At 63.5% G+C, this 12,195-nt stretch carries 10 protein-coding genes; 4 read left to right on the top strand and 6 right to left on the bottom strand.

The window, feature by feature from the left end; all coding sequences use genetic code 11:
• The 4 genes from N4Q37_RS04585 to N4Q37_RS04570 all read left to right on the top strand — a co-directional run bounded on the left by N4Q37_RS04585 (position 1) and on the right by N4Q37_RS04570 (position 3,421).
• The gene (locus N4Q37_RS04585; RefSeq protein ID WP_260955717.1) at positions 1-507 is read left to right on the top strand and encodes a cytochrome P460 family protein; all 507 of its coding nucleotides are present in this window, start codon (positions 1-3) and stop codon (positions 505-507) included.
• An 18-nt stretch (positions 508-525) separates the two neighbouring features.
• Positions 526-1,302 (top strand): alpha/beta fold hydrolase, encoded by a 777-nt coding sequence (locus N4Q37_RS04580; protein WP_260955716.1) that lies wholly within the window; start codon positions 526-528, stop codon positions 1,300-1,302.
• Positions 1,303-1,531: 229 nt separating this feature from the next.
• On the top strand, positions 1,532-2,278 hold the full coding sequence (locus N4Q37_RS04575; protein ID WP_260955715.1) for a YkgJ family cysteine cluster protein: 747 nt from the start codon (positions 1,532-1,534) through the stop codon (positions 2,276-2,278).
• Positions 2,279-2,512: 234 nt separating this feature from the next.
• Positions 2,513-3,421 carry an AraC family transcriptional regulator gene (locus tag N4Q37_RS04570; RefSeq protein WP_260955714.1) on the top strand — a complete coding sequence of 303 codons (909 nt, stop codon included), beginning with the start codon at positions 2,513-2,515 and terminating at the stop codon, positions 3,419-3,421.
• Between the two features lie 60 nt (positions 3,422-3,481).
• On the opposite strand, the gene N4Q37_RS04565 is transcribed toward N4Q37_RS04570, so the two are convergent.
• From N4Q37_RS04565 to N4Q37_RS04540, 6 genes are all read right to left on the bottom strand, one after another.
• Entirely contained in the window at positions 3,482-5,722 is a 2,241-nt protein-coding gene (locus N4Q37_RS04565; protein ID WP_260955713.1) for a xanthine dehydrogenase family protein molybdopterin-binding subunit, read from the bottom strand.
• A gap of 12 nt (positions 5,723-5,734) precedes the next feature.
• Positions 5,735-6,208 (bottom strand): (2Fe-2S)-binding protein, encoded by a 474-nt coding sequence (locus N4Q37_RS04560; protein WP_260955712.1) that lies wholly within the window; start codon positions 6,206-6,208, stop codon positions 5,735-5,737.
• A 167-nt stretch (positions 6,209-6,375) separates the two neighbouring features.
• A complete protein-coding gene (locus N4Q37_RS04555) occupies positions 6,376-7,863 on the bottom strand; it encodes a methylenetetrahydrofolate reductase C-terminal domain-containing protein (RefSeq protein ID WP_260955711.1) in 1,488 nt (495 codons plus the stop codon).
• Positions 7,864-7,967: 104 nt separating this feature from the next.
• Positions 7,968-9,224: a TIGR02270 family protein gene (locus N4Q37_RS04550; protein WP_260955710.1), complete on the bottom strand. Its 1,257-nt coding sequence runs from the start codon at positions 9,222-9,224 to the stop codon at positions 7,968-7,970.
• A gap of 29 nt (positions 9,225-9,253) precedes the next feature.
• Entirely contained in the window at positions 9,254-9,706 is a 453-nt protein-coding gene (locus tag N4Q37_RS04545) for a phage baseplate assembly protein V (protein ID WP_260955709.1), read from the bottom strand.
• Positions 9,707-9,722: 16 nt separating this feature from the next.
• Positions 9,723-11,960: a type VI secretion system Vgr family protein gene (locus tag N4Q37_RS04540; RefSeq protein ID WP_260955708.1), complete on the bottom strand. Its 2,238-nt coding sequence runs from the start codon at positions 11,958-11,960 to the stop codon at positions 9,723-9,725.
• Between the last annotated feature and the right edge of the window lie 235 nt (positions 11,961-12,195).

Below are 12,195 nucleotides of genomic sequence, written 5' to 3'. Positions count from 1 at the left end.
ATGAAGCTCAACTACCTGAGCCTATTGCCCGCCGTGCTGGCCGCAGTGACCTTGACGGCCACGGACCTCGCCCTGGCTGGCAGTGGCGGCGAGGCCTCACCGATCTACGGCGTGACGCTGCCGGAAGGCTATCGCACATGGCCCCTGGTGGCCCCCGCCCAGGAAGCAGCGCCGCTGGATGAGCTGCGGGCGGTGTTGGGCAACGACCCGGCGATCAAGGCCTATCAGGATGCAACGCTGCCGTTCCCCGACGGCACGGTGCTGGTGAAGCTGGCCTGGAAACACGTCCAGTCCCCAGAGTTCGAACCGGCCTCCATTCCCGGCACGGCGACCACCGTGCAGGTCATGGTCAAGGACTCCAAGCGCTACGCCGCCACTGGCGGCTGGGGTTTCGGTCGTTTCATCAACGGCAAGCCCGCCGACGAGGCGCAACACCAGACCTGCTTCGCCTGCCACCAGGCGCGCGTGCAGAACCACGATTTCGTTTTTACCCGATTCGCACCTTAATTCTCCAAGGAGTCAGCCATGAAAAAATTAATGACCGCTTTGGCCTGTACAGCAAGCCTGATGATGGCCGCCCATGCCTCGGCGCAAACCGAAAAACCGACAGTCGTGCTGGTGCACGGCGCCTTTGCCGACGCGTCGAGCTGGAATGGCGTGGCGAAAATCCTCGAAAAAGATGGCTATACGGTGGTGGCCGCCGCCAATCCATTGCGCAGCGTGAGTAGCGACGGCGCAGCAGTTTCCGCCTTGCTGTCGAGCATCCATTCGCCAGTGGTGCTGGTCGGCCATTCCTACGGCGGCAACGTCATCAGCGCCGCGGCCAATGACCACCCCAACGTCAAGGCACTGGTCTACGTCAGTGCGTTCGCCCCCGAGGCCGGGGAAACCGTCGCCGGGCTCGCCGGTAAGTTCCCCGGCAGCACCCTTGGGCCGACCCTGGCCGCACCCGTCGCCCTGGGCGATGGCGGCAAGGACCTGTACATCCAGCAAGACAAGTTCCACGACCAGTTCGCCGCCGACGTTCCCGCCGGACAGGCAGCCTTGATGGCCGCCACTCAGCGGCCGGTCACCGAAGCGGCCCTGAACGAGCAGGCCGGGCCGCCCGCCTGGAAACACATCGCGTCCTGGCACATCTATGGCGACCAGGACAAGAACATCCCGCCGCAAGCCATGGCGTTCATGGCCCAGCGTGCCGATGCCAAGGCGGTGAAAGTGGTCAAGGGAGCTTCTCACGTGGTGATGGTTTCAAACCCCGGGCCGGTCGCCCGGTTGATAGAAACCGCCGCGATGGCGAAATGATCCCCGAGTCCGAGAGTACCTGATCCATCAACAGCGGTTGTCATGTGGCACGCTCGTTTCGATCTCGAGGGTTAACCTGAAATCCCCTTGGATCAGGCAAAAATGCCGGCGGATCCGGCAAGCGGATCGACGCGTCGCTCCCCATACTTTCGCGCCCCAGGCCCCGTCACAGACGTATCGAGTGACGGGGCTTTTTGTGGGTGGTCGAAAATGTGTACGAGTAGCTGATATGGAAAACAACACGATCCGCTTTGCCTGCAACGGTTGTGGAATCTGCTGCAAAGGCCGGCTGATTCCATTGACGCTGGATGAAGCACGGCAGTGGCTGAATCGCGGCCATGAGGTGGCGGTGGTACTGGAGGCATTCGATGAATCGACCTGGCCTACGCAACCGCGCCAATTTACCCATAGCGCCCAGAGAGCCGTGGAAGTCACCAGTGGCGACGCGCGGATCCGCGTCGTTGCGGTACTGGCCGGTAATGCACTGACGCAATGCCGCAACCTTGGTGATGACGGTCGTTGTGGAATCTATGAAGAGCGGCCGTTGGTGTGTCGGATCTACCCGATGGAAATCAATCCGCTCATTGCCTTGAACCCAAAGGAGAAAATCTGTCCTCCCGAAGTCTGGGAGGAGGGTGAGGTCCTTTTCACTGACCGCGTGGTCGACCCGATCCTGGCCGATCAGATCGAACGCTCCCGCCAAGCCGACAGGGACGATGCGCAGGCCAAGATTGCGCTGTGTGAAGCCATGGGCATGACCGTCGCGGCCTGGAAGGGCGACGCGTTGGCGGTGTACCTGCCGGACCGAGCGCGGTGGCTTGAAGCAATTGCCCGCTATGACCAGGCGCCAGTGTCACCGGCAGGCCTGGATTGGACAGTGAGGGTCGAGACGCCGGCGCTGGCCGAACAGCTGCAACGGGTGGGTATCGCGTTGGATGACCGGCACTCCACCGACTACATCTTCCAGAGCCTGTAGGGCCTCTGCGAACCCATCGTTTTGTGCAGTCAACACCCCTGAAATATCTTGTCATGCGCGGGCCGATGTTACTCAAAGCCGTTTCGGCTCGTCGGATCGTGCAAGAACTTTCGCCGATCAGGCAAATGGCCCGAGCATACTGCGCTCAAACTGATCAACGACTGCGGTCATGGCCAACAGTGTTCGCCATGATCCGCGATCCGTCGTGGGCCCGATGTTTTCAAGGAGTGGGATGTGCACACCGATTCAATCAGCGCCCCGGGCACCGGCGACATCAGTCGCCTGGCCGTCTCGGTCAGTCGGCTATTGCCAGGCAATGGCGACCAGGTGACTGCCATTGCCGGCTTGAGCCTGCATCGGCGCGACGCAATCACTGAACCGACACATTGCCTCTACGGCTTGGGCATCGGCATTGCCGTGCAAGGTTGCAAGCAAGCCATGATTGGCGACGAGATACTGGCCTGCGCGCCCGGTCAGTCCATGGTGGCCTGCGTGGACCTGCCCGTCATTTCACGTGTCTCCCAAGCCAGCGTCGACAGGCCTTTCCTGGGCATGATGCTGAAATTCGAGAGCGCGATGGTGATGCAAGTGGCAGAGCGCATGCACTTGTCACAACGCATGAAGGACAACGCGTTTCGACCGATCACCGTGCAGGCACTGGACGACGCGGTGCTCGATGCCCTGGGGCGACTGATCAGCCTGTTGGAGGAACCGCACCTGCTTGAAGTGCTGGCTCCGCTGATCAAGGAAGAGATCGTCGCGCGCCTGTTGAGTGGTGCTCACGCGCCGCAGTTGCTGCATGTCATCGCGGCCGGCTCGCCGAGCCAGCACATCGCCAAGACGGTGGCGTGGCTGAAACTGAATTTTCGCCAGGCGTTGCGCATGGACGATCTGGCGGCACAAGCCCACATGAGTCCTTCCACGTTTCGCCAGCATTTTCGTACCGTGACCGGCATGAGCCCGTTGCAGTACCAGAAACAGTTGCGGCTACAAGCCGCCCGACAGTTGATGTTGAACCAGAAGGTCGACGCGAGCAGTGCCGGAGGGCTGGTGGGTTATGAGAGCGCCTCGCAGTTCAGCCGTGAATACAGTCGCCTGTTTGGAGAACCGCCGCAGCGGGACATCAAGCGAATGCGTTTATGACGTTGCTTCTCAAGGGACTGTGCGGCAGGGCTATCCAGCCGCACAAGCCGCCCGTGTCCGTCACGCCAGCTTGAACGGCAACTCACGCACCGGTCTGCCGGTCAGGCTGGCCACGGCGTTTGCGAAAGCCGGGGCCAGTGCCGGCAGGCCGGGCTCACCCATCCCGGTGGGAGGCTCCGCGCTCGGCACGATGTGCACGGCGATCTCTGGCATGTCGGTGATGCGCGGCACACTGAAATCGGCAAAATTGCTTTGCTGTACCACGCCGTCTTTCAGGGTGATGGCACCGCCGGGCAGGCACATCGACAAGCCCATCAGCGCCGCGCCTTGCACCTGCGCCTCGACGCTGCGCGGGTTGACCGCCAGGTTGCAGTGCACGCCGGCCGTCACGTTGTGCAGCACCGCGCGACCGCCCTGCACTGAAGCTTCGACGACGTAGGCCACCACCGAATCGAACGACTCGTGCACCGCCACGCCCCAGGCGCGGCCCTCGGGCAGTTGACGCTTGCCGTACTCGCTCTTGTCGACCGCCAACTGCAATGCCGCGCGATGGCGGGGGCTTTGCTCGCCGAACAGCTTCATCCGGTAAGCCACGGGGTCCTGCCTGGTCGTGCGGGCGATCTCGTCGATCAAGGTTTCCATCACGAATGCCGTGTGGGTGGAGCCGACGCTGCGCCACCACAGCACCGGGACATTGAGCTTGGGGTGATGCACCGTCAGGCGCATGGGCACAGGGTAGGGATCGCGCAGGCCTTCGGTGGCGGTGGGGTCGATGCCGTTTTTCACCCGAGCGCCAAACAGCGTGCCGCTGAGGATGGATTGGCCGACCAGCGTATGGTCCCAGGCCAGCACCTTGCCGCTGTCATCGAAACCGATGCGCGCGCGGTGCAGGTGCATGGGGCGGTAGTAGCCGCCCTTGATGTCGTCTTCCCGACTCCAGAGGGTGCGGATCGGCGCGTTGACCCCCGCGGTGCGCGCGGCCTTGGCGACTTCGCACGCCAGGACGACGAAATCGTTGGTGGGCACGCCACGCCGGCCAAAGCCGCCGCCGGCGGTCTGCACATTCACCAGGACCTGCTCGGGCTTGAGGCCCAGCACCTTGGCGGCCGCGGCGCCATCGCCGCCGGCGAACTGCGTGCCGACCCACAATTGAGCTCCCTGGTCGGCCAATTGCACCGTGCAGTTGAGAGGCTCCATCGGGGCGTGGGCGAGATAAGGGAACACGAACTCGGCGTCCAGCCGATGCGGTGCGTTGGCCAGCGGCGCCATGTCGGCATCGAAGTGGCGCGGGCCGGGCTGGTCGGCCAGTTCCCGGTATTGTCCCAGTTGTTTTTCGCTGTCCACTTTCTCGACGCCTGCGGTGTTCCACTCCACCTTCAACGCATCGCGTGCCAGCTTCGCCTGCCAGTAACTGTCCGCCACCACCGCAACACCTTCGGCGCCGCCGTCCAACGGCACGCGCAACACCGCCTTGACGCCCTTCGCGGCGCGTGCGGCGCTGTCATCCAGCGTCGCGATCCTGGCGCCGAACACCGGTGGCCGAGCCACGACAGCGGTGAGTTGCCCGGGCAGGTGCATGTCGATGCCGAACGCCTGCTGGCCGCTGCTCTTGGCCTTGGCATCGATGCGCGTGGTGGCCTGGCCGATGATGCGGAAATCCTTGGGGTCCTTGAGCGTGATCTGCTCGGGCACTGGCATCGCCATCGCGGCTTCGGCCAGTTCGCCGTAGCTCGCTTTGCGGCCCGCCGGGCCCAGCACGGTGCCAGCCTGGGTGGTCAGACTCGCCACATCGACGTTCCAGCGCGCGGCGGCTGCGCTCAACAACATGGCGCGAGCGCGGGCGCCGAGCTCGCGGTACTGGGTGTAGCTGTTCTTGATCGAATTGGAGCCGCCGGTGAGGTGGATGCCGAAGGCCGGGTCCATGTAGGCGGCGTCATTGTTACCGTTACGGCTGCGCACCAGGCTCCAGTCGGCATCAAGCTCTTCGGCCAGAATCATTGGCAAGCCTGTCTGCACGCCCTGGCCGAACTCCAAGCGGTTGATGGTCACCGTGACTTCGCCGCTGGGCGCGATCTGCACGAAGGCGGAGGGTTGTTGGGTCGGCTTGAGCGGCGCGGCGGTGGTGCCATTGGCCTCCTGCGCCAGGGCCAGGTGGGGAAACGCGCCCAAGGCCAACCCGCCGATGCCGACGATCTTGAGAAAACTGCGGCGGGGCAACGCAGCGGGGCTATCAGCCTCGTCGCGTTCAAGCAGGTGCTGCAAGGCGCGAGGGAGCTCGTTCGGGAAGATTTCGTTCAACATGGTCGGCTCCGATCAGGCGAGGGCTTTGGCGGCATCGGCCACCGCGGCGCGGATACGGGCGTAAGTGCCACAGCGGCAGATGTTGCCGGCCATGGCCGAATCGATTTCCGCTGTCGTGGGCTGCTTGCCCTTGGGCTGGGCCTTGAGGAATGCAGTCGCGCTCATGATCTGGCCGCTCTGGCAGTATCCGCATTGCGCGACGTCGTGCTTGACCCACGCCTCGTGCACGGCACGGCCGACCGGGTCGCTGCCGTCGGTGGCGGCTTCGATGGTGGTGATTTTCTTGCCTTCGGCCGCCGCGATGGGCGTCACGCAGGAGCGGATGGCCTGGCCGTCCAGGTGCACGGTACAAGCCCCGCACAGGGCCGCGCCGCAACCAAACTTGGTGCCGGTCATGCCCAGCGTGTCGCGCAGGGTCCAGAGAATCGGGGTGCCGGGGTCGACATCGACCGTGTACTCACGGCCATTGATATTGAGGGCGCTCATAGACGACAGCTCCAGAGGGATTGACTCTGGTTGACTATAGGAAGGAATGCTCGGCGCTGATTGCACGATCAAGGCGGATGATTGCCCGATCCTGCAAATGTGCAGGACGCTGCTCCTGTGGCGAGGGAGCTTGCTCCCGCTGGCCTGCGAAGCAGGCCCCCTCACATTCAGTCGTTGAATTCAGGCAATGCGTCGGGCAGCACGGGTTGAGGCTTGGGCGCTGCTGCATCGAACCAGATCGGCCACGAGCTGCGGTGGCGGTGCTCGACCTGGATGCAGGGAATCAACCGGTCGGTGAGCACCTGGGTCTGCGCCACGCTGACCGCCAGCCGATACTTGACGCTGTGCACGCACTCCCGATCGCCGAACTCGCAACGGTTGAGGCTGGTGCCGCCGCAAGGGCCGTTGGCCAATCCCTTCGGGCACGTCTCGGGGCAGACGTAGAGCGTGTCTTCCAGCCGGCAACGTCCGCAGGTGTCGCAACCCACCAAGGGGCGCTTGATCCGGCGTTCCAACTGATGCAGCCACTGCGCAGGCGCGGGGTTGCGCCACAGCGGTCGGGTGACGGCCCAGCCGAACACTTTGCTCAGGGTGGTGGTGCGACTGAAGAACTGGTGGTGCATCGCGTCCAGCAGGCGGTAGCGCAGCTTCTCCCGGGTGGAGGCGCTGACCTGACGCTGACCGGCGTGCCAATCGTGCCCGGGCGGGTGAAAGGTGACTGGCGGCAACGGCGCCTGTGTCCAGGCGGCTTGCCACGCGGGTTCCCATTCTTCCAGGGTGTGGATTTGTCTTAGCAAGGGTTCGAGGGCTTGCTCCAGCGCCTGGAACTGCTCCAGTTCGTGGACGCCGGACAGGTTGATCCCGGCATACCCCATCAGCCGCAGGCCGATGATCTGCAAGGCCAGGCGTTCGGTCGCCCGGTCCTTGGCGTATTGCTTGGAAACGGCGGCCTCGGCGGCCAGCACCGCGCGCATCGACGGGCTGACGGTCACACCCGCGACGTGTTCGAGCATCCTGGCGCGGCCCTCGGTCAGGGCCATGACGCAGGCCAGCAGGGGCTTTGGCTGCGCCTGGCGGTCCATCCAATCCACGGCTTCGCGGTACTTCGCCATGTCGAAGCCCAATTGCAGGATGAGGAAGTCGGCACCGGCGGCGAGTTTCTTTTCGGCCTTGAAGTACTGGGCGCCGCCTTCTTCCTCGCGGTACTTGAACGGATTGAGCGCCGCGCCGAGCAACCAGTCAGGACGGGCCTGACGGACGATCTGCAACGCCGCGACGGATTCCAGGTAACGCACCGGACGCTCGCCTGGCGCATGGCCGGGCAGCCGGTCGCCGGTGAGCAGCAACAGTTGTTCCAGGCCGGCGGCGTCCATGTGCGGCAACTGCGCGAGCAAGTCGCCGCGTTCGCGATCCTTGCCGGAAAAGTGCAGCAGCGTCGGCATCGGCTGGGTGAGGCTGTTGCAGGCGTCCAGCGGCGACATGTCCAGGCTGCTGCCGACGCGGTCGGCGATGGACACCGCCAGGGGCCAGTCGCACAGGCGAGTGCGGGCCATCACCGCTTCGAGCGTGGCAAAGCGGCCGCTGGAGGGCTTGGGCACGAATTCCATGACACAGACGAAGGTCTTGTCGCGTAGCGCGGTCTTCAGGACGTTCATCGAGGACGGTTACCTGGTTGGGGCAGGGGGGCATTATCGGGCAATTGGCGGGGTAAAAGCTTGCCTGAAATCACAGGGTATTGGTCTGAAACAGACAGGCTCGCTCAAGCCTGGTTTTGCAGCTTTCCCAACAACCCCTTTTGCCGCCACGCTGGCGCGCTGGTGGGAAACAGCACATCGTGCGGCCGAAAGCGGGCGAGGCCGCAAGCGGCGGCGATGCGTTGGCGTTGCTGGCCCTGGGCAAGGATTTGCTGAAAGCTGTGTTCGCTGTGCGCCAATCCCAACCGATAACACGTTCCCACCTGGCATTGTCCGCCGTTGGCTTGCCACCATTGTTCGATTGATTGCGGATCGGGCCAAGGCAGGTTTTCATCAGGGTCCATGGCGACGTTGGGATCTTGTGGGTCATCGCTCGGGCCGGCATCGAAATCCGGCAGGTCCTGAAGTTCCAGGTCCAGCAGCGCCAGGTCTGTGCCAGTCATGAGGCTGAAGGCTTCGCCGGCGACGCGGGCATAGGGCAGGTCGCTCATCTGCTGGATCAGCCACGGCACGCTGACAGGATCGCCGAGTAGCCCGATGGCCTGGATGCCAATGCGTCGCCCGGTGGGGGCCTGGATCAGTTGGCGGATCCAGGCGACGCTATATTCGCGGGGTTGCCAGGCCAATAAGACACAGAGCGCGCGGTACTGGAACACCCCCGGTCGTTCTGCGAACGGGCGCAGCAGCTCCAGGGCGGGCCCGTCGCCCATCTGCGCGATCGCCCAGTTGGCCCAGAAACGTGTGCTCGGGTCTGCATGTAGGCGATGTGCGGCGATGGCCGACAGCAGGTCATGTCGGCGTACTTCACCGGCCGTGCGGGCCGCCCGTGCCAGCACACTGGGATCGGCATGGGACAGTTCGGTCAGCAGGACGGGGCCTGGGTCCCGGCGATGCATGCCGCAGGCGGCCAGGCCCAGGCGACGGAACAGCGGTTCGGGGGAGGCGAGCATCAGGTCGATCCAGGGCGATACCCGTTCCCAGTCTAGCCAACCCAAGGCCATCAGATAACCACGCTCCGTTTCGATGGCGTTTCGCAGATGTCCGCTGAGTCGCGACAAGACCTTTGCATCTGCCGTTTCGAAAGCCAGTACCGCGCTGGCGAACATCTCGCCGACGGTATGGGGACCAAGCTGCGCGAGCAGGATCTCCAGGCCCACCGGGCCGGCGATACGCAAGCCGTCCAGATGGGCGTCGATGCGTTCGTCCAGTTTGCCGAGGTCATCGAGGTCGTAGTGGGGCCCACGCACGGCGTTATCGTGAAGCAGGATGAGGAAGCAGGCTTCTTCGGCGTGTTGCTCGATTATTGACGAGAGGGGGGGCATGGCGGTCCTGTCTTGTTACGGAGACGGTCTCAATTGATCTGCACCGAACCACCCTTGATGCGGTTCACCCCCGATGAGCGGCTCGACAAGTAGGCCCCTCGGATCAGCACCTTGCCTTCGCGGGTGAGGGTGATGCTCGCCTTGCCGCAGCGCAGGACGATTTCCCGTTCCGCGCTGAACTCCAGCCGTTCGCCATCCAGGTGAGCGACGACGGGGCCCGCGGTTTGTGGCAGACGCTGGATGCGACCGATCACCAGCGGCCGGGCCGGGTCGCCGGCTTCGAACATCAGCGCAACCTGGGCGCCAATGTCCTCGCGGCTCAACGGCGTGGTGGTGCGCGCCGCAAGGCCTGTGTCGCCGGGGCAACCGGGAAAACCCACCACTGGCGCATCCGCCTCGGGCACATCCAGCAGCACACCGATGACAACGCCCTCCAGGCGAGTGGGTGTGGAGGAGGCGGGCGGCGGGGATGAGACGGTCATGACACACACTCCATGGCTAGTTCTGCAGGATCTTCTGGCCTTTGACGACCACGTTCCGATTGGCCTCGATCTTGATCGCGCCGGAGCCGTCGACGGTGATGTTCTTGCCGCTGATCGTGATGGTGCCGTCCTTTTTCATGGTGATGCTGGCCGCACCTGTGGTCAGGGTGATGGAGTCGCCAGCGGTGAGGGAAAAGTGCTTGCCGACGTCCAGGCTGTCGTTCTGCTTGATGTTGCTGGAACGGTTCTGGCCGACGTCGCGGGACTCGCTTTGGCCGATCTGGGTGTTCTGGTTACCGTTGATCTCGATGCCTTCATTGCCCTGGACCGTTTCGTTGCGGTTGCCCGAGATGCCGATGGTCTCGTTGCCGCCGACGTCCTCGTTGCGGTTGCTGGCAATGCTGATGCGTTCGTTGGCGCCGACCTTTTCCGTCCGGTCCGCTCCAATGGTGATGGTCTCGTTGCTGCCCACGCTCTCGGTGCGATTGGCGCCGATGGTGATTTTTTCGTTGCTGCCGACATCCTCGGTGCGGTTTACGCCGACGGAGATGGTTTCGTTGTTGCCGACCTTTTCCTTGCGATCCACACCGATGGTGATGGTTTCGTTGTTATCGACGGTTTCGGTGCGGTCGTGCTTGACGTGTACGGTCTCGTCGTTATCGATGGTTTTGCGACGGTCGTGGCCGACCCAGTGGGTCTCGTCGTTCTCGACCTCGATGTCCTGGTTTTTCTCGGCGTGGATAAATAGCTGTTCGGCGCCTTTCTTGTCCTCCATGCGGATTTCATTGAAGTTGGCCGGGGAGCCCCCCTTGCTTGAGCGGCTTTTCACCCCGCTCTGGGTGGCATTGGCCGGCAGCGCGTAGGGCACGGTCTGTTCGGCGTTGTAGACGCGGCCGGTGATGATCGGCCGGTCCGGATCGCCTTCGAGGAAGCCGACGATCACCTCCTGGCCGATCCGCGGGATCTGCACGGCGCCCCAGTTCTTGCCGGCCCAGGCCTGGGACACGCGTATCCAGCAGGAGCTGTTTTCGTTGGATTGGTCATGGCGATCCCAATGAAAGTGCACCTTGACCCGGCCATGCTGGTCGGTCCAGATTTCCTCGCCACTGGGGCCCACCACCACGGCGGTCTGGGGCCCGCGGACGATGGGCATGGGCGTCAGCGGCAGGGGACGGAACACTTGCCGGGCGTCCATGCAGTCCAGCTCACTGGTGAACTGTTCGACCTGCTCCGATTGCCCGCTTTCCTGCCCTGTTTCGTAGCGATCCTGGCGAATCTGATAACGGGCTGTCACCACCAGGTATTCGCGGTTCTGGTCGCCACGGTCGTAGCCGGTCAGGTTGAACAGGTGGCCGCAGCCCAGCCCACGGGCGCGGCCACGCAACTGTACACGTTCGAACTGGCTGTGGATCGCTTCGATGCGCGTGCGCGCATAGTGCTCGCCATCGCTGCTCTGGACGTATTCACCGGGATAGTCGTAGAGCGGGTGGTCGCTATTGCTGTGCTCGCGCGAGACGCTGGAGCGCACCTCCAGGCTGGCACGCGGGCGCTGGAAATCGTAGTCGTTCAGCGCCAGCGAACCGGGTTGGACTTCCCGCGCCAGTTGCCAGTCGTAGAAATGATCGCGCTCGCGCATTTGCCGATCGGGCGGATAGAAGGGCACCGATTCGTAGTTCGCCGCCGAGGTGTGGGCGCCATAGGCGTCGGCCAGCACCAGCACATGGCGTTCTTTTTCATGGCGAAAGTAGTAATAGATGCCTTCTTGCTCCATCAACCGGCTGACGAAGTCGAAGCTGGTCTCGCGGTACTGCACGCAATATTCCCACTCGCGGTAGCTGCCGCTCAGGTTGTCCTCGAAATCGGAGAAACCCAGGTCGCGAAATACCTGCTGGATGATGTCCGGCACCGTCTTGTTCTGGAAGATCCGACAGTCCGAGGTCCGTGTCAGCAGCCAGAGCCAGGGCCGCAGGCTGACGCGGTAACCGGCGAACTGACCATGACCGGTCAACTGCCGACAACTGCTGGCGATGCCGTGGAAATAGCGTTTGCCGCCGTCGTGCAGCTCCAGGGTCAGCCCCATCGGCTTGCCCAGCAATTGATCGAAGGTGATCGCCCGGTCTTCGGAGGTGAGGTCCAACTCGTAGTGAAACAACCGCCCCAGCTCTTCGCTGCCGTCCATGCCTTGCAGCAACAGGACATCGCCGCCGAGGGGGCTGTCGACCTGTACCAAGCGGTTGCTTTGGGTAATTGCCATCAACGGTGTCCTCTGGCTCGGGTTCGGGCATCAGTGGGCCGTCTTGAATGCATGCCGCTGTCCATCCACCACAGGAGGATCTCCATATCGGTCTATTCGCACGCAGTCCAATCCGTTTCCTGCGGATCAGGGTTGTCCGGCGTTTTAGTGGCTCGTTCAGCAAGCGTAGACGGGAATGGAGGGTGTTGTTGATGTGTTCGGCCATTTCATGTGTTCTGAAAGCTGGTGCGCCCTC

Origin of the sequence: Pseudomonas citri (genome assembly GCF_025336485.1) — a bacterium.
GTDB lineage: Bacteria > Pseudomonadota > Gammaproteobacteria > Pseudomonadales > Pseudomonadaceae > Aquipseudomonas > Aquipseudomonas citri.
The sequence above is the reverse complement of the archived record's forward strand: the minus strand, read 5'-3'. Positions and strand labels throughout refer to the sequence as shown.

Coding starts and splice junctions, on each gene's coding strand:
- N4Q37_RS04585 (WP_260955717.1), top strand. CDS start 1: ATGAAGCTCAACTACCTGAGCCTATTGCCCGCCGTGCTGGCCGCAGTG.
- N4Q37_RS04580 (WP_260955716.1), top strand. CDS start 526: ATGAAAAAATTAATGACCGCTTTGGCCTGTACAGCAAGCCTGATGATG.
- N4Q37_RS04575 (WP_260955715.1), top strand. CDS start 1,532: ATGGAAAACAACACGATCCGCTTTGCCTGCAACGGTTGTGGAATCTGC.
- N4Q37_RS04565 (WP_260955713.1), bottom strand. CDS start 5,722: ATGTTGAACGAAATCTTCCCGAACGAGCTCCCTCGCGCCTTGCAGCAC.
- N4Q37_RS04560 (WP_260955712.1), bottom strand. CDS start 6,208: ATGAGCGCCCTCAATATCAATGGCCGTGAGTACACGGTCGATGTCGAC.
- N4Q37_RS04555 (WP_260955711.1), bottom strand. CDS start 7,863: ATGAACGTCCTGAAGACCGCGCTACGCGACAAGACCTTCGTCTGTGTC.
- N4Q37_RS04550 (WP_260955710.1), bottom strand. CDS start 9,224: ATGCCCCCCCTCTCGTCAATAATCGAGCAACACGCCGAAGAAGCCTGC.
- N4Q37_RS04545 (WP_260955709.1), bottom strand. CDS start 9,706: ATGACCGTCTCATCCCCGCCGCCCGCCTCCTCCACACCCACTCGCCTG.
- N4Q37_RS04540 (WP_260955708.1), bottom strand. CDS start 11,960: ATGGCAATTACCCAAAGCAACCGCTTGGTACAGGTCGACAGCCCCCTC.